Origin of the sequence: Hyphomonas sp. L-53-1-40, assembly GCF_000682775.1 — a bacterium.
In the GTDB taxonomy this organism is placed as follows: Bacteria; Pseudomonadota; Alphaproteobacteria; order Caulobacterales; family Hyphomonadaceae; genus Hyphomonas.
Genome location: NZ_AWFI01000001.1, coordinates 711,675 through 729,542 on the forward strand (window position 1 = coordinate 711,675; position 17,868 = coordinate 729,542).

The following is a 17,868-nucleotide window of genomic DNA, read 5'->3' on the forward strand; positions in this document are numbered from 1 at the left end:
ACCAGGCACCCAAAAAAGGGGCCGTATGCACAGGGAGGCAATGGATGACCATCGACCAAATTCTGAAAGACAAGGGATTTGCTATCATTTCGGTGAAGGCCGGCGAAACATTGGCGGCCGCAGCCCGCACGCTGGACGGAAAGCGAATCGGCGCGGTGGTCGCGTTGGACGATGATGGCACGATCATCGGTGTATTGTCTGAGCGGGATATTGTGCGCCATGTGGCGCGTCAGGGCACCATGGCGCTGGAATTGAACGTCGGCGATGCGATGACACGCGACGTGATCAAGGTCGAATCGACCACCAAGATAGATGACGCGTTGCAGCTTATGACCGACAGGAGGATTCGTCATTTGCCCGTCATGACAGACGGACGCCTCGTCGGTGTGATCTCGATCGGGGATCTGGTGAAGTGGAAGATCGCTGAAACGGAAGCTGAAGCAGAAGCGATGAAATCGTACCTGTCCGCTCAGTATTAGGGGGCAGCCCCCGTATTCATTGGGCTTTTGGGATTGGCCGGCAGGAAGCCGCGACAAGCTTCCGTCTTTTTCCTGCAGTTTTGTGATGAATTCCTGCATTGGGGGGGTTGCCGCATCCGGGGGGCGGGGGTACATCGCCACCTCCGCTGACGAGGCCTTCGGGTTTCAGACGCGGGGCCCGGTAACGGCGCACCTGATTGGTTCGGAAGTTTTCTAATCTTCCCCAGACAGAGCTCGATATCGGTTCCCTGAAAATCGCTCGGATCTGCGAGCCGGACATGTTCGGCCAACGGGATCTTTTGCGCTGTAAACATAGCAGGTTGGATGGTTAAACATTCTACTGCACACAGCGCAGAAAAGGGTGTTGACGGGAAGAACGGCGGGCCATATAAGCCGCCACTCGCTGACGAGTTCTTCGGATCTCTGAGGCGGCCCGGCACCGGGCTCTCTGAATGGCTTGGAAGTTTCTATTCTTCCCCAGTCAGAGCGTCGATGTCGGTTCCTCGAAACGCTCGAATTTGCGGGCCGGATGATTTCGGCAGGCTGGTTCATTTGCGCCAAAATTGAAGCGGAAACGGTGCCTGGCACCTAACTGCAGAAGAGGCGGAAAAGAGTGTTGACGGGAAGAAGGGTGGTCCATATAAGCCGCCTCTTCCGCAGACGACGCCCTCGGGCGTCTGAAGCGGGCCCGCTGAAAAGCTCACCTGATTGGTGAAAAAGTTCTTGAACTTTTCGTCGAACAGGGGCTATATATGCGGTTCCTCGAAACGCTCGAATTTGCGAGCCGGATCTTTTCGGCAAGTGGTTCTTTTGCGCTAAAATTGATGCGGAAACGGTGGTCAAACACTCAACTGCATAAGGCGCGAAAAAGAGTGTTGACGGGCTAAGCGGCGGCCCATATAAGCCGCCTCTTCCGGACGGGCCCACGGGCTTCTGATGGAGACCTTCGGAGCTTCGGTTCCAGCTGTTTGACATCGTAAGAGATTAGGAAGAGAAACGCAGGCGGCGTGATGGCTTGCGGACACGGGCTTCGGCCACGGTCCAAACGATCACGACGGATGCGTTTCTTAAGAGAAAATTCTTTTTCCATCGGTTGGGTTTCGGCCCGACCTTTGTGACTAAGGGTTTCTCGTCAAAGAACGCAATACTTGATGCTTAACAGCTAAAGTAGCCGTCCATATTCCAATGGATGGTATCGTCAGATCAACTCAACTTGAGAGTTTGATTCTGGCTCAGAACGAACGCTGGCGGCAGGCTTAACACATGCAAGTCGAACGATATAGTGGCAGACGGGTGAGTAACGCGTGGGAACGTACCTTTCACTACGGAATAGCTCTTGGAAACGAGTGGTAATACCGTATACGCCCTTCGGGGGAAAGATTTATCGGTGAAAGATCGGCCCGCGTTAGATTAGCTAGTTGGTAGGGTAATGGCCTACCAAGGCGACGATCTATAGCTGGTCTGAGAGGATGATCAGCCACACTGGGACTGAGACACGGCCCAGACTCCTACGGGAGGCAGCAGTGGGGAATCTTGCACAATGGGCGAAAGCCTGATGCAGCCATGCCGCGTGAATGATGAAGGCCTTAGGGTTGTAAAATTCTTTCGCTAGGGATGATAATGACAGTACCTAGTAAAGAAGCCCCGGCTAACTTCGTGCCAGCAGCCGCGGTAATACGAAGGGGGCTAGCGTTGTTCGGAATTACTGGGCGTAAAGCGCACGTAGGCGGACTTTTAAGTCAGATGTGAAATCCCGGGGCTCAACCTCGGAACTGCATTTGAAACTGGAAGTCTAGAGACCAGGAGAGGTTAGCGGAATACCGAGTGTAGAGGTGAAATTCGTAGATATTCGGTGGAACACCAGTGGCGAAGGCGGCTAACTGGACTGGTACTGACGCTGAGGTGCGAAAGTGTGGGGAGCAAACAGGATTAGATACCCTGGTAGTCCACACCGTAAACGATGAGAGCTAGTTGTTGGCAGGCATGCCTGTCGGTGACGCAGCTAACGCATTAAGCTCTCCGCCTGGGGAGTACGGTCGCAAGATTAAAACTCAAAGAAATTGACGGGGGCCCGCACAAGCGGTGGAGCATGTGGTTTAATTCGAAGCAACGCGCAGAACCTTACCTACCCTTGACATACCGATCGCGGTTTCCAGAGATGGATTCCTTCAGTTAGGCTGGATCGGATACAGGTGCTGCATGGCTGTCGTCAGCTCGTGTCGTGAGATGTTGGGTTAAGTCCCGCAACGAGCGCAACCCTCATCCTTAGTTGCCATCACGTTTGGGTGGGCACTCTAAGGAAACTGCCGGTGGTAAGCCGGAGGAAGGTGGGGATGACGTCAAGTCCTCATGGCCCTTACGGGTAGGGCTACACACGTGCTACAATGGCAGTGACAATGGGTTAATCCCCAAAAACTGTCTCAGTTCGGATTGTCGTCTGCAACTCGACGGCATGAAGGTGGAATCGCTAGTAATCGTGGATCAGCATGCCACGGTGAATACGTTCCCGGGCCTTGTACACACCGCCCGTCACATCATGGGAATTGGTTCTACCCGAAGACGCTGTGCTAACTTCGGAGGCAGGCGGCCACGGTAGGATCAGTGACTGGGATGAAGTCGTAACAAGGTAGCCGTAGGGGAACCTGCGGCTGGATCACCTCCTTTCTAAGGATGCTTCTGGATTGCTTTGCTCACGCGAGGCTCTAGAGCTCTATAGACAGTCCACTTTGATGGACAAAAAACTATGCGGCTATCGCGCCGTCTCCGTTTCTCTTCCTTCGTTCGTTGTTCAGGCTTGCTTTCAGTGAGTCTGGATACTAAGCGAGCCCCGCGGGCGCTTTATCGCCTGTCTTCGACTTTGACCGCGATGGGCCTGGCCCTGACTTGGTCACGGGCCGGTAGCTCAGGTGGTTAGAGCGCACGCCTGATAAGCGTGAGGTCGGAAGTTCAACTCTTCCTCGGCCCACCATCGAAGCCTGCGGCAACGCAGGGCAGGGCACGCGACCTGGCGGGATGCCAGACTACGGGGCCATAGCTCAGTTGGGAGAGCGCCTGATTTGCATTCAGGAGGTCGTCGGTTCGATTCCGTCTGGCTCCACCATTTACTTGGTAGGTGTACGAACGAAAGAAGTTTAGTCCGTTTCTGGGACCTCAGGGTTCCAGGATGTTTGTTATCGTAAGGGAAAGATTGATCCGGCTGGCCGCCACCCCTCGTGGGTCTGCGTCACCAGCCTCAGCCGAATAACCGGCCGCGCAGCAATGTGCGGTATTGGTAAAGGGTCAGTCTGCAAGAAACCAACATGTCTGATCGAGATCCAGTGTGTGGAGCGCAAATGCGTTTTCCACTGCACATGGATTTCAAATAACGATCAAGCGTCAAAAGGGCATCCGGGGGATGTCTTGGCGGTAAGAGGCGATGAAAGACGTGGCACTCTGCGATAAGCACCGGGGAGGCGAGAGCACCCTTTGATCCGGTGATTTCTGAATGGGGAAACCCATCTCCGAGATGTTGGATAATTCGAGCGCTTCGGCGCTCGACCTGTCTAACATTTCAATAGTGAGATATTTTAATCTGAATACATAGGGTTAAAAAGCGAACCCGGGGAATTGAAACATCTAAGTACCCGGAGGAAAGGACATCAATTGAGACTCCGTTAGTAGTGGCGAGCGAACGCGGACCAGGCCTGGTCTGAAATAAGGAGAAGTATCTGGGAAGGTACGCCGTAGTGGGTGATAGCCCCGTATCCGTAAAATGAAGACCTTTTAGAGTAGGGCGGGACACGTGAAATCCTGTCTGAACATGGGGGGACCACCCTCCAAGCCTAAGTACTCCTTACCGACCGATAGTGAACAAGTACCGTGAGGGAATGATGAAAAGAACCCCGATGAGGGGAGTGAAACAGATCCTGAAACCGGATGCCTACAAGCTGATGGAGCTCTTCGGAGTGACATCGTACCTTTTGTATAATGGGTCAGCGACTTAGTGTTGCGTGCAAGCTTAAGCCGATAGGTGTAGGCACAGCGAAAGCGAGTCTTAATAGGGCGAATGAGTACGTAGCATTAGACCCGAAGGCAAGTGATCTAGATATGGGCAGGCTGAAGGTGCAGTAACATGCACTGGAGGGCCGAACCGTTGAGCGTTGAAAAGCTCTCGGATGACCTGTGTCTAGGGGTGAAAGGCCAATCAAACTTGCTGATAGCTGGTTCTCCGCGAAATCTATTTAGGTAGAGCGTCACGATTAGACTCTGGGGGGTAGAGCACTGAATGGGCTAGGGGTCCTCACCGGATTACCAAACCTTCTCAAACTCCGAATACCCAGAAGTTATGCGTGGCAGACACACGGCGGGTGCTAACGTCCGTCGTGAAAAGGGAAACAACCCAGACCGCCAATTAAGGCCCCTAAGTAATAGCTAAGTGCGAAACGATGTGGAGGTGCTGAGACAATCAGGAGGTTGGCTTAGAAGCAGCCATCCTTTAAAGAAAGCGTAACAGCTCACTGATCAAGCGCCTCTGCGCGGAAAATGTATCGGGACTAAAGTTATTCGCCGAAATTGCGGACTCGAAAGAGTGGTAGCGGAGCGTTCCGTAAGCCTGTGAAGGTGAACCGTGAGGTTTGCTGGAGGTATCGGAAGTGAGAATGCTGACATGAGTAGCGACAAACAGGGTGAGAGACCCTGTCGCCGAAAGACCAAGGGTTCCTGCGTAAAGCTAATCTGCGCAGGGTTAGCCGGCCCCTAAGGCAAGGCCGAAAGGCGTAGTCGATGGGAACCACGTTAATATTCGTGGGCCAAGGGATGAGTGACGGATTTCGAAAGTTGTATTCCCTTATTGGATTGGGAATGCAGCCTGGAAGTTCCTGGAAATAGCCTCCCTATTAGACCGTACCCGAAACCGACACAGGTGGTCAGGTAGAGCATACCAAGGCGCTTGAGAGAACTATGTTGAAGGAACTCGGCAAATTACCTCCGTAACTTCGGGAGAAGGAGGCCTCAATCTGGGCAACCAGGTCTGAGGGGCACAAAACTGGGGGTTGCGACTGTTTATCAAAAACACAGGGCTCTGCGAAGCCGTAAGGCGACGTATAGGGTCTGACGCCTGCCCGGTGCCGGAAGGTTAAAAGGAGAGGTGCAAGCCTTGAATTGAAGCCCCGGTGAACGGCGGCCGTAACTATAACGGTCCTAAGGTAGCGAAATTCCTTGTCGGGTAAGTTCCGACCTGCACGAATGGCGTAACGACTTCCCCACTGTCTCCAACATAGACTCAGCGAAATTGAATTCCCCGTGAAGATGCGGGGTACCCGCGGTCAGACGGAAAGACCCCGTGAACCTTTACTACAGCTTCACAGTGGCATTAAAGAACTTATGTGTAGGATAGGTGGGAGGCTTTGAAGCAGTGTCGCCAGATGCTGTGGAGCCAACCTTGAAATACCACCCTTAATTTCTTTGATGTCTAACCGCGCCCCTGGATGGGGCCGGGACCCTGTGTGGCGGGTAGTTTGACTGGGGCGGTCGCCTCCTAAAGAGTAACGGAGGCGCGCGATGGTAGGCTCAGACCGGTCGGACATCGGTCGTTGAGTGCAATGGCATAAGCCTGCCTGACTGTGAGATCGACAGATCGAACAGAGACGAAAGTCGGTCATAGTGATCCGGTGGTCCCGAGTGGAAGGGCCATCGCTCAACGGATAAAAGGTACTCCGGGGATAACAGGCTGATGATGCCCAAGAGTCCATATCGACGGCATCGTTTGGCACCTCGATGTCGGCTCATCACATCCTGGGGCTGGAGCAGGTCCCAAGGGTTCGGCTGTTCGCCGATTAAAGTGGTACGTGAGCTGGGTTCAGAACGTCGCGAGACAGTTTGGTCCCTATCTGCCGTGGGTGTTGGATACTTGAGAGGATTTGTCCCTAGTACGAGAGGACCGGGATGAACACACCTCTGGTGGACCTGTTGTGGCGCCAGCCGCATTGCAGGGTAGCTATGTGTGGACTAGATAACCGCTGAAAGCATCTAAGCGGGAAACTAACCTCAAAACCAGGTATCCCTGAGAGCCGTGCAAGACCAGCACGTCGATAGGCCGGGTGTGGAAGCGCAGCGATGCGTGGAGCTAACCGGTACTAATTGCTCGATAGGCTTGATTGTTGAAATTCATGTGTAGTTGAAAGCGTATTTGCTTCTACACAGTCTCGATAAAGAACATGTTGGTATAATATCCCTGACTGGTTTCCGCCGACCCGGTGGTTATGGCAGGGGGTCCCCACCCGATCCCATCTCGAACTCGGTCGTTAAGCCCCCTTGCGCCAATGGTACTACGTCTTAAGGCGTGGGAGAGTAGGTCGCTGCCGGGTCCGCAGAGCCCAGTCAGACAAACTTGCAGACATATCTTTCCATTACGACTATTTTGGTCGCTTTTGCGGCCTGCCGCCCGGATCTTCCAGGCGGATTGGTCCGGCCCTCGCGGCCGGATTTGCATTTAAGGGGTTACCCTCCTAAATGTAACTACAAGCTGACGCGGGATGGAGCAGTCCGGTAGCTCGTCAGGCTCATAACCTGAAGGTCGTAGGTTCAAATCCTACTCCCGCACCCAAACTGGCCCTCGATGTCCTCACGGATATCGGGGGCTTTTTCTGTTGGGCGATTGAAAATTGCGTCGCCTGAATGAGACCCGCGCGGGGAGAGCTAGGCTTTGCTCGTAGGGATCACGGCGACCGTGAAACGGGAGATACAAACTAGGCGGTCAGTCTCATCAGTGATGCGGATGGACCATATCTGAGTAGTCCGGCCGAGTGCTTCCGGCGTGGCGGTGCCGAACACATACCCTTCCTTTACGGGCCTCACATGATTGGCATTGATCTCGAGGCCGACACCGATTTGCTCTTTGGAATCCAGAGTCAGGTTGGCGGCGATGGATCCAATGGTTTCGGCCAAGGCCACAGATGCACCCCCATGCAGGCGACCATGTGGCTGGAGCGTGCGTGCGTCGACGGGCATGCGGGCCGTCAGCGAATTGTCGGTTATGGCCGTGACGGTTATGCCCAGATGGTCAACCATCGTCCCTGACTGGTTTGAACTCAGGGTTTCAAGATCGGGTATACCATTTTTCCAGATCGACATGTCGTCTCCATATGTTGGCGCGAAGTCGACCACAGCATGGGAAAGGCGTTGCCCACAAGTCCTCACGCAGGGACAAAGCTAGACACGTTTGGCGAGACGAATCTTGCGGCCAGCCGACAGGTGATTGGCGGCTGCCACGATGGCATCGGCATCAATCATGAAGTGACGGTAGAGGTCATTGATTGTACCGGTTTGCCCGAAATGTTCGACACCGAGCGGAGCGGTTCTATGGCCCATGACCGAGCCGATCCAGGCAAGTGTTGCCGGGTGGCCGTCAGTAACGGTAATCAGCGTCGCATCCCGCGAAACTGCGCCCATCAAGCGTTCGATCTGGCTGACGGCGTTGTCCTGCCCGCGCGCTCTTGCGCGGCGCGCAGCTGTCCAACCGGAGTTCAGGCGGTCTGCGGATGTGATGGCCAGCACGCCAATATCCCGGCGATCATTTCCGATGCGGCCGGCTGCTTCGATCACTTCGGGGGCCACACAGCCCTGATAGGCGATCACGACTTCGCAATTCGGCCCAGGCTTGCGAAGCCAGTAACCGCCATCGACCACGCCGCGCCTGAAATCCGCATCATCGCGCGCTTTCAGGCCGAGTTGGTCAATGGAGCGTGTGGTCAGACGCAGATAGACGGAGCCACCAGTTTCATCACGTAGCCAAGTGCGTTCATCCGGATCACCCTCACCGCTGCGTTGGAGATAGTCGAAGGACCAATCCATGATGATAGAGAGCTCATCGAGGAAGGCTGGTTCAAAAGAAACAAGCCCGTCCTGGCTCATGCCGATCAGTTGCGCACCGATAGATTGGTGGGCGCCGCCTTCCGGGGCCAACGTCACTCCGGAGGGCGTGCCAACTATGATGAACCGGGAGTCCTGATAGCAGGCATAATTCAGCGCATCGAGGCCGCGCGCCACAAACGGATCATAGACCGTGCCAATGGGAATGATGCGTTCGCCAAACAGGCTGTGTGACAAGCCAGCCGCGCCGAGCATCAGGAAGAGGTTCATCTCGGCGATGCCAAGCTCGATATGCTGGCCCTCGGGAGAGAATTGCCATTTTTGCGTTGAGGGAATGCGCTGTTCCCGGAACGTGTCGCCCTTGGCTTCGCGTGCGAACAGGCTGCGCCGATTGACCCATGGCCCGAGATTGGTTGACGCGGTCACATCCGGGGACGTGGTCAGGATACGGTCTGCCAGTTCGCTGTCGGTCTTGGCGATCGTGTCCAGGATCTTCCCGAAGCCGGCCTGTGTCGATTGATTGCGATCGTCAAGGAAGACCGGGCCGGAGCTTTTCACGATAGGGGCGTCGAACCGCCTGCGGCCTTTCGCGAAGAAGGCGGCGTCATTCATCAGCGCCGTCAGGTCATCAGGATTGTCGATCCCGGCGAGCACGCTCCATTCCTCGCCCTGCGGCACGCCCATGCGCTTCTGGAAATCCGCCATCTGGGACGGGTTCATGAGTCCGGCATGATTGTCCTTATGTCCGGCCAGCGGAGTGCCCCAGCCTTTGATTGTGTAGGCAAGAAAGACGGTTGGCTGCTCATCTGCAACGCTGTCGAACGCCTCGGTCAGCGTCTGCACGCATTGACCGCCGAGATTGTTCATTAGAGCAGATAGTTCTGCGTCGGTGCGCTTTTCGAGCAATGTCGTGACATCGCCCTGATCGCCGATGTCGTCCATCAGGCGTTTGCGCCATGCTGCACCGCCTTGATAGGTGAGCGCCGAATAATCAGCATTCGGACAGCTCTGAATCCATTCCTTCAGCGCCTCGCCGCCGGGTTCCTTGAATGCCGCGCGTTGCAGTACGCCATGGCGGAGCACGATGGTGCGCCATCCAAACGCCTTGAAGATGGCGTCGATTTTTTCCCAAAGTCCCTCGTGAACGACACCATCTAGGCTCTGGCGGTTATAGTCGATGACCCACCAGGTATTGCGCAAATCATGCTTCCAGCCTTCCTGTAGACACTCATAGACGTTGCCCTCATCCAACTCGGCATCACCCACGAGCGCGATCATCCGGCCATTGGGGCGATCATTCGCCCATGACTTTGCTTCGAGGTAATCCTGCATCAGTGAAGCGAAGGCCGTGATCGCGACGCCAAGGCCCACCGAGCCTGTGGAGAAGTCCACATCATCGACATCCTTGGTCCGGCTTGGATAGGACTGTGCACCGCCATAGCCGCGAAAATTCTCGAGCTTTTCGCGCGTCTGGTTCCCCATCATGTATTGCATGGCATGGAAGACCGGCGAGGCATGCGGCTTCACCGCAACCCGGTCTTCCGGACGCAGTGTATGGAAATAGAGGGCCGCCATGATCGACACCATCGAGGCGCAAGAGGCCTGGTGGCCGCCGACTTTCACGTCGCCTTCCTCTTTTTCGCGGAGATGGTTGGCATTGTGCACGATCCAGGAGGACAGCCACAGCAGGCGTTGCTCCATGGATTTCAGCGCCTCGAAGTCGGTCATTGCGAAAAGCCCTGTTCTGGCAGTCTGCGCGGGGCAGACTGCAATTTGAATACAGGTTCGTAGCATCAGCCGAGCGGCAGATCATCCCTCTCGATGATAATGACAGGGCATGTCAGTGCGTCTGGCCGCGGAATGTTGAAAGAAAACTGCTTCGATCGTGATCAGGCGAAGAGATCACCTGTTTCCACGTCGCGCGCTGGAGCCATATCGTCACCGCGATAGAAACAGGGGTGTTTGATGCGGCTGAAATTCCTGTGCCGCTCATAATGGACCCAGCCGCCATTGGGCATGCGCTGGCTGAGGATCGGCGCATCGCAGACGGGGCAGGCGGAATGGCAGGATTTTTCTGGCCCGCCGCTGTCGCTTCGCTCGATCGGCATCCAGGAGGACGCGACCTCCACCATCTGTCCGGAGGGCAGACGGCGCATATGTGCCCGGCGGCGAATCCATTTGATCGACATCTCAAGCTCCCTGCTTCGGCCGATCCCAGAAGGCGCGTGATTCGGTTAAGCGAAAGTGGGCAGACAGCCGTCCCCGCTGTCGCTGTCACAGAACTTTATCACTGCCGACATTAAACCGTACAGAAATCCGCATATCGCTGCGACAGCTGCAAAGGGGCAATGCTGTGACCAGTGATTTTGAATTGGTTTACTCCTTGGAAATCAAGGTATTGGATCTCGAGAAGAAGGTTTTGGAGCTCGAAGAATCAATCGCAGGCCTCACGCAGCAGCTGCATTCGGTTGAAAACGAAGCCACCCTCAATGTTCCTGACGAAATCACCGAGAAAATTCGGGAAGGCGAGAACCCGGTACGGGTTGTCCGCCAGTACCGCCTGATGACCCAAAAGGATCTGAGTGATGTGTGCGGCATTCGCCCGAACCATATTTCGGCCATAGAGCGCGGCATGTCCTATGGCCTCAAAACAGCCAAGCGATTGGCTGATGCGCTTGACGTTCCTGTAGATTTACTGACTTGAGATCCCATGAAACTGATGACCTCCCTCGCAGCTTCGGCTGCTGCTTTCGTTCTGGCTGGATGCTCCTATGGTGCCGACGGCGCGCCACGGCCCGTTTTTCCGGACGCTGAGCCAGCCACACAATTCACCCGCGCCTACTCCATGACCGAAAGTCCGGATGGACAGGTTCGCGTCTTTGCCAAGGAGAATGGCGACGAGACCTGGCTGTACGAGGTGCGCCGCGACGGCAAGGCCTGGGGCGAACCTGTACGCCTTGAATTTCCGTCAAAAAGTATTCTGGTCGGTCCCAGCTTCAACCCCGTGGACGGCACGCTCCTGTTCGCGTCAGATGCCGAAATGCCTCAATGGCCTGGCCGGAAAGATTTGAACATCTGGCAAGTGGAACTGGTGGATGGCGAATGGGGGCAGCCTGAACCCCTGTCGGGCGACGTGAATACGGGCGCGAATGAAACCATGGCGGTTGTCTCGGCAGACGGTCTGATGGTGTACACTTCGAACAAGAGCGGCAGCTATAATCTGGCCGACGCCCGCCGGGATGATGAGGGCAACTGGATCAAGCAGCGTGACCTGGAAGAGGTCAATGATTTCCGCACGAATGATCATCTGGCGCTTACGGCAGATGGACGGACGCTGTTCTTCTACTCGCATCGTGCCCCCAAGATCGGCATTGTCGACATCTGGATTTCCAGCCGACAGGAAGATGGCACTTGGGACGCGCCGAGAAATCCCGGAGAGCCTCTGAATTCTGCAGGTATAGACTATGGGCCCGGCCTTTCTGCGGATGGGAAAACGCTGTTTTTCTCGCGGGAAGGCGATCTGTTCCAGATTCCCGTATCGGTCGTCCTTGCCGGTGATCCTGACGCCTGATCCCTTAATGTTCCGGGCGATGCAGCGTTAACACGGCCGCGTCGGTCTCCTTCTCAGGAGTGCCGCGATCACAGTTGATTATCGAGCTTTTTCGCGTGCCTGACGTTTCTGGCGGCGCGCTCACAGGCCATGGACTGCGGGTTCATGAAAGTAATGCAGCCGTCATAAAATCTTTGCGGAACTGTGCGGAAACCGTCGCGGGTCACTGCGATAAGCCGCTTCGGATGCAGGTGGCCATGGAATCACTATTGGCCCGATCCAACGAATTATTGCTGAGACCGGCATCCTTAATTGGGGCCACAAAGGGGTAAAGAATGAAACTCGGGAAGACCTTGAAGCTCGCGACCATGGCGAGTGTTGCCGTGCTGACACTCGCTGCGTGTTCGGACACGACGATTTCCTCACCAGGAGCATCCGAAACGCCGGTGAGCCCACCGTCGCCTCCGCCACCGCCGCCGGCCGCAGCGACTATCGATCTGGTCCCGACAGCCGGCTGTCCTACGGGTACGGCTGAAGCCACATTTGCTGCTGTGGCTGGTGTGTGTGCTCGGATCCGACGCAACAGGCGGCACGACGATCACGGCCGACCTCGAAATTCCAGCCAACACCACGATCGCCATTCAGGGCCCCGTCTTCATCGGTGAAGACAACAAGGATAACGCTGGGACGCCCGTCACGCTGACGATCAATGAAGGCGTTCGCTTCTTCGGCGCGTCCTCAGGCGGCACAGTGACGGCCACCGACGATTATCTCGTTGTGACGCGCGGTTCGGCAATCGCTGCAACGGGAACCGAAGCTGCTCCGATCCGCTTCACGGCGCGCGCAGCGATTAATGATGAAGAGACCGGCTCCAACCTGATCGAAGCCGGTACGAACGCTCAATGGGGCGGCCTGATCATCAACGGTTTCGCACCGATCAATGCATGTAGCGAAACCACCGCAACTGGCGGCACCGCTGACTGTGAGAAAAGCGGCGAGGGGTCGTCTGGTCTGTTTGGCGGTGCAACCGCTGACGATGATTCCGGTAACCTGAACTATGTAATCGTCGAGTATGCGGGCGCCCGCCTGACCAATACGGACGAGTTGAACGGCATCGCCTTCCAGGGTGTTGGGTCCGGCACGGACGTTGACTATGTTCAGGTCCACAACAATCTCGATGACGGCATCGAATGGTTTGGCGGAACCGTGAACGCGAAGCACGTTGTCATCACCGGCGCTGGCGATGACTCGCTGGACTGGACCGATGGTTGGCAGGGCAAGCTGCAGTTCGCAGCTGTCCGCTCGACAGTTCCTAGCTCTGACGATCCGCGCGGCATCGAAGCTGACAACCGTGACGGCGAGAATGACAAGACGCCATTTTCCAGCCCGAGTGTTTCCAACTTCACGCTCGTCGGCACAGATGGCAATCAGCAGGGCATCCTGCTGCGCCGTGGTACACAGGGCAACATCGTGAACGGCATTGTGACCGGCTACGCAACCGGCATCGACGTCGATAACCCTCAGACCTTTACCGGCTTCTCGGATGGCGATCTGGTGATCGAATCCCTGCTCCTCGACACGGCTGAGAATTTCGCTACGGACTCCGACGGTGTTCCGACTTTCGCGGCGTCTGCGAACATCCGGACGGGCAACAACTCGCTGGTGGAGAATTTCTTCCCTGGCCAGCAGGAGCTGAACGTTCCTGTGTCCACGGTTCTGGCAGCTGACGCCTTCTTCGATACCACCACCTATATCGGTGCATTCGGACCAACCGAAACCAGTGCAAACAGCTGGGCTAACTTTGCCCTCGCTGGCACGCTGTTCGACGAAGAAGAAGCCGAGTGCCCAACCGGCACGACTGAAAATGGCGAACTGGACGGCAAGAAGCTGTGCCAGATTGATGGCTCCAGCTCCGTCACGTCAGATCTGCGTCTCTCCAATGGGGACGAACTGATCTATGAACTGGTCGGTCCGGTCTTTATAGGGGTTGACCGTGGTCCCGATCCGGCTGCACCGCTCGCAGGCTCTGTTGCCGCATCGCTTACGATTGATGCGGGTGTGACGGTCGTCGGTGAAGGCAATGACGACTACCTCGTCATCGCTCGGGGGTCTCGCCTCCTGTCAAACGGCACCGAAGCTCAGCCAGTCGTCTTCACCGCCAAGACAGTTGTGGATGGTACAATCGCGGCCCTCGACCAAGACACCAAGGGTGTCTGGGGTGGAGTTATCATCAACGGTCGCGCTCCGATCAATGCCTGTAACGAGACCACTGCGACGGGCGGCACGGTTGATTGTGAAAAGTCAGGCGAAGGTTCCTCCGGCCTGTTCGGTGGTGCAACTGCCGACGATGACTCCGGTCAGATCTTCTACACGCGCGTTCAGTATGCTGGTACACGCCTGACCAATACGGACGAACTGAACGGCATTGCCTTCCAGGGTGTCGGTTCGGGCACCGAAGTTGATTATGTCCAAGTCTACAACAACCTCGACGACTGCTTCGAATGGTTCGGTGGTGCGGTAAACGCCAAACACCTGGTCGCAACGGGTTGCGGTGACGACAGCATCGATTGGACAGATGGTTGGACCGGTTCGCTGCAGTACGGCATCGTCTACGCCGGTGCGACAAGTGCAACGGGCGGCCTTTCGGGTGACCCACGCGGCATCGAGGGTGACAACCGTAATGGTGAGAACGACAAGACGCCGGTCTCCAGCCCGGATCTGTCCAACATCACGATCATTGCCAGTGGCGACGCTGCTGCAGACACGGGCGCCGTGCTCCGTCGCGGTACGCAGGGTACGCTTGTGAACGCCATCATCCTTGGCTGGCCAGATGCCGGTCTGGATGTCGATGATCCACAGACGCAGACCAACGTTACGAATGACGACCTGCTGATCCGTTCGCTCTTCCTCTCCGACAATGGTGAAGACATCGAGAGCGGTGACACGGACGACGTGACCTTCGTCACAGCTGACAATGTTGTGACCGGTCAGACGGTGACCATGTCCGGCTTTGCCTTCCGGTCGGGCCGTCCTGGCCTTGTCCCGGGCGCCAATGAGAACGCTGTTCCCGTCTATGACGTGACCGGCATCGGCAACCTCGAAGCCACAACATATATCGGCGCTGTCGAAGATGCTGATGACAAGTGGTTCCTCGGCTGGACGATCGATCAGGAAGGTAACCTGACATCGACCAACTAAGCCGGCCTTGAACAGATTGGATGGGGCGGCAGACTCTGCTGCCCCATTCCGTCGTTCAGACCAGAGACATTTCGGCGGGGCTGAGTCCCGTCAGCCCATTACAGGAAACCTCAAATGAAACGCCTCCTGTCTGCCCGTTCCTTGCTGTTGACCGGAGCCTGCCTTGCCTGGCTGTCACCGGCATTCGCTCAAGAAGACTCCTCGCCATCCGACTCCACTCCTGCTGTCGAGCAGGAGGAGGAAGCCCGTCAGGAAACTGTCGTCGTGCGTGGCTTGTTCATTCCGGACGAAAAACGCTCCACTTCCGAAGTCGCCGCTCTCATTGATGAAGGCGATTTCTCGCTGCAGGGAGACGGCGATGCTGCCGCTGCCCTCGCGCGTGTTGCCGGTATCGCCACGGCTGAAGACGAGTTCATTTACGTCCGTGGTCTCAATGAGCGCTACTCGACCGCGCTTCTCAACGGATCACCGTTGCCTAGCCCTGCGCCATTGCGCCGGGTCGTGCCGCTGAACCTGTTTCCGACATCCGCTCTGAAGAGCGTTCTGGTCCAGAAGACCTATTCACCAAACCTTCCGGGCGAATTTGGGGGCGGTCTTGTCGATTTGCGCACCAAGACCGTGCCGGATGAAGCCTTCTTCACTGTCGGCGCAAAAGTTGCCCGCGATACGTCGACGACGCTGCGCAATGGCCTGATGTATGACGGGACAGATACCGACATTCTGGGCTTCGATGACGGTGCTCGCGACCTGCCTTCCCTGGCAGATGGTCTCACAACTGAGTTCGGCCGTCAGTTGACTGACAATTCATCCCTCCTGGTCATGCAGGAAGGGGAGGTTGCTCCGAACTTCAGCATCGATATGTCGGGAGGCAACAATTTCGACCTCACGTCTGATATCTCGATGGGCGTGATCGCCGCTGTCGGATATGGCAATTCCTGGCAGACGAAGCGGGGAACGCGGGGGTATGGCGACCTTGAGGGTGACGGTCTCCGGTCAGCTTTCCAGCAGGATCGTTTGAGCACACAGAATACGATTGATACGAACGCCTTGGCGACAATTGGTTTCGAGGCATTCTCCGACCATGAGATCAAGTTCACCGGGCTTGTGACCCGCTCCTCTGAAAAGGAAGCGCGGATCATTACCGGCGAGAACAATGAAGACGTCGACCAGCGCCTCGATGCTTTGGAATGGGTCGAGCAACAGCTCTGGTCCACGCAGGTCCAGGGCGAGCATTTCCTGCCTCAAGTCATGGATATGAAGGTGGAATGGCGCGCGTCATATTCCGAAGCGCTTCGGGATGCGCCCTACCAATTGTCGAACATCTACAACATCAATGATGCTGGCGTGCCGATCCTCTCTACCAGCCCTGCTGCGAACCGGATGCAGTTCAGCAAGGTTGAGGATGATACCACGGATTTCGGGATCGACGGCACATTGCCGATGACGCGGGACGGGGATTGTACGTTCCTTTGTGAGGCTGACCTGAAATTTGGCTACAGCTATGTTGAGAATGATCGCGCAGCCACCTCGCTGCTTTACGATATCAACGGTGTCGGCGGCACGGACCGCACCCAGCGTCTCGATTACATCTATGACTATATCTTCCGGTCGGGTGTTGGCTCGATTACGGAAGTAGCTGGTGAGCAATTCCCGCAATTCTATGTGGCAACGCTGGAAATTGATGCCGCCTATGCCGGGATCGATGCTCAGATCACGCCTTATATCCGCGCTGCGCTGGGCGTGCGTTTTGAAGACGCGATCGAGGCCATTGATACGCAGAACATCAGTGGCGATCTAACCGGCAACACGGTGGAAGGGGTCATCGACCAGTCTGACTGGTTGCCGGCTTTGACCATCACCTGGAACCCGATCGAGGATTTGCAGGTTCGTGGGGGATATTCCGAAACACTGACGCGTCCTCAGTTCCGCGAACTGGCCCCGGCTGTGTTCGTCAATACGGAAACCGATGCCACCTTCTTCGGTAACCCGTATCTCGTGAACGCGTCGATCAAGAACTATGACCTGCGCGGCGAATACTATTTCGCCCGTGATCAGTTCGTGACGCTCGGCCTGTTCTACAAGGATCTGGAAAACCCGATCGAGGAGATTCTGGCCGGTACAGAGACAATTCAGACGACGTTTATCAACGTACCCTCTGCCAAGCTGTACGGATTTGAAGTCGAATACGAACAGCTCCTGCCATTCGACCAGTGGACCGGCTTGGGCTTCTTTGATGGTCGCGAAGTTCAGGTGAAAACCAACTACACCTGGTCAGATTCCGAGATCGGCGCAGATGGTGAAGTGGCCTTCAATATCGGTACGAATCTGAACCCGGTGCGCGGCACCACGACGGCTGCCGGGCGTCTCGAAGACGGGCGCCGGATGCAGGGCCAGTCCGAACACCTCTTCAACGTCCAGCTGGGCCTTCTCAATGAAGAGGCGCAGTCCGAATACAACCTGCTGTTCAATTATGTCAGCGAGCGTATCCGGTCGGGTGAGAACGGCAACCTGCCCGCAATTCTGGAGCAGCCGCCAATGACGGTGGACTTTGTCTGGAACAAGCGCTTCCAGTCTGGCAGCGGCCAGTATGAATTCTCCCTCAATATCGAAAACATCCTTCAGGAAGATTATGAAGCTTTTCAGGAGCGCGGGGCTGACCGCGTGGATGTCGATACGTACGAGCAGGGAACCATTTTCAGTATTGGCCTGAAACGTATGTTCTAGCTTCGGCTCTGATATTGCATATCATCAATTACAGGTCCGCGGCCATTGTCGTCGCGGACCTGTTAGCTT

Annotated in this window: 9 protein-coding genes, 3 tRNA genes and 3 rRNA genes; 11 read left to right on the plus strand and 4 right to left on the minus strand. The window is 56.2% G+C overall.

From position 1 onward, the window contains the following. Positions 1-44 precede the first annotated feature (44 nt). From L53_RS03340 to L53_RS03370, 7 genes are all read left to right on the plus strand, one after another. Positions 45-479, plus strand: a complete 435-nt coding sequence (locus L53_RS03340; RefSeq protein ID WP_034811485.1) for a CBS domain-containing protein — start codon at positions 45-47, stop codon at positions 477-479. A gap of 1,209 nt (positions 480-1,688) precedes the next feature. Then, positions 1,689-3,143, plus strand: a 16S ribosomal RNA gene (locus L53_RS03345). Positions 3,144-3,370: 227 nt separating this feature from the next. Next, positions 3,371-3,447, plus strand: a tRNA-Ile gene (locus L53_RS03350). A 56-nt stretch (positions 3,448-3,503) separates the two neighbouring features. Then, positions 3,504-3,579, plus strand: a tRNA-Ala gene (locus L53_RS03355). A 266-nt stretch (positions 3,580-3,845) separates the two neighbouring features. Then, positions 3,846-6,617: ribosomal RNA gene (locus L53_RS03360) — 23S ribosomal RNA — on the plus strand. 91 nt (positions 6,618-6,708) lie between these two features. Next, positions 6,709-6,823 (plus strand): 5S ribosomal RNA (rrf, locus tag L53_RS03365). Together the 16S, 23S and 5S rRNA genes with 3 tRNA genes alongside form the textbook arrangement of a ribosomal RNA operon. Before the next feature lie 162 nt (positions 6,824-6,985). Further along, a tRNA-Met gene (locus L53_RS03370) sits at positions 6,986-7,062 on the plus strand. Between the two features lie 92 nt (positions 7,063-7,154). Here the strand turns inward: L53_RS03370 and L53_RS03375 are convergent. The 3 genes from L53_RS03375 to L53_RS03385 form a co-directional block, all read right to left on the minus strand. Beyond that, positions 7,155-7,589, minus strand: a complete 435-nt coding sequence (locus L53_RS03375) for a hotdog fold thioesterase (protein ID WP_034812099.1) — start codon at positions 7,587-7,589, stop codon at positions 7,155-7,157. Between the two features lie 78 nt (positions 7,590-7,667). After that, positions 7,668-10,055 carry a transketolase gene (locus tag L53_RS03380; RefSeq protein ID WP_034811486.1) on the minus strand — a complete coding sequence of 796 codons (2,388 nt, stop codon included), beginning with the start codon at positions 10,053-10,055 and terminating at the stop codon, positions 7,668-7,670. 161 nt (positions 10,056-10,216) lie between these two features. Next, complete coding sequence (locus L53_RS03385; protein ID WP_034811487.1) at positions 10,217-10,516, minus strand: hypothetical protein; 300 nt, start codon at positions 10,514-10,516, stop codon at positions 10,217-10,219. Positions 10,517-10,680: 164 nt separating this feature from the next. Here L53_RS03385 and L53_RS16175 point away from each other — a divergent pair, with 164 nt between their 5' ends. Continuing rightward, complete coding sequence (locus L53_RS16175) at positions 10,681-11,031, plus strand: helix-turn-helix transcriptional regulator (RefSeq protein WP_051607513.1); 351 nt, start codon at positions 10,681-10,683, stop codon at positions 11,029-11,031. Positions 11,032-11,037: 6 nt separating this feature from the next. Continuing rightward, positions 11,038-11,898, plus strand: a complete 861-nt coding sequence (locus L53_RS03395; RefSeq protein WP_034811488.1) for a PD40 domain-containing protein — start codon at positions 11,038-11,040, stop codon at positions 11,896-11,898. A 202-nt stretch (positions 11,899-12,100) separates the two neighbouring features. On the opposite strand, the gene L53_RS16945 is transcribed toward L53_RS03395, so the two are convergent. Next, entirely contained in the window at positions 12,101-12,289 is a 189-nt protein-coding gene (locus L53_RS16945) for a hypothetical protein (protein ID WP_156947801.1), read from the minus strand. A gap of 131 nt (positions 12,290-12,420) precedes the next feature. Between L53_RS16945 and L53_RS03405 the strand changes: the two genes are divergently transcribed. Further along, entirely contained in the window at positions 12,421-15,075 is a 2,655-nt protein-coding gene (locus L53_RS03405) for a hypothetical protein (protein ID WP_034811490.1), read from the plus strand. Positions 15,076-15,189: 114 nt separating this feature from the next. Further along, on the plus strand, positions 15,190-17,799 hold the full coding sequence (locus L53_RS03410) for a TonB-dependent receptor domain-containing protein (RefSeq protein ID WP_051607514.1): 2,610 nt from the start codon (positions 15,190-15,192) through the stop codon (positions 17,797-17,799). Positions 17,800-17,868: the final 69 nt, after the last annotated feature.

Excerpts from the sequence above, each read along its gene's own strand:
- L53_RS03375 (WP_034812099.1), bottom strand. The coding sequence starts at position 7,589 with ATGTCGATCTGGAAAAATGGTATACCCGATCTTGAAACCCTGAGTTCA.
- L53_RS03340 (WP_034811485.1), top strand. The coding sequence starts at position 45 with ATGACCATCGACCAAATTCTGAAAGACAAGGGATTTGCTATCATTTCG.
- L53_RS03385 (WP_034811487.1), bottom strand. The coding sequence starts at position 10,516 with ATGTCGATCAAATGGATTCGCCGCCGGGCACATATGCGCCGTCTGCCC.
- L53_RS03380 (WP_034811486.1), bottom strand. The coding sequence starts at position 10,055 with ATGACCGACTTCGAGGCGCTGAAATCCATGGAGCAACGCCTGCTGTGG.
- L53_RS03410 (WP_051607514.1), top strand. The coding sequence starts at position 15,190 with ATGAAACGCCTCCTGTCTGCCCGTTCCTTGCTGTTGACCGGAGCCTGC.
- L53_RS03395 (WP_034811488.1), top strand. The coding sequence starts at position 11,038 with ATGAAACTGATGACCTCCCTCGCAGCTTCGGCTGCTGCTTTCGTTCTG.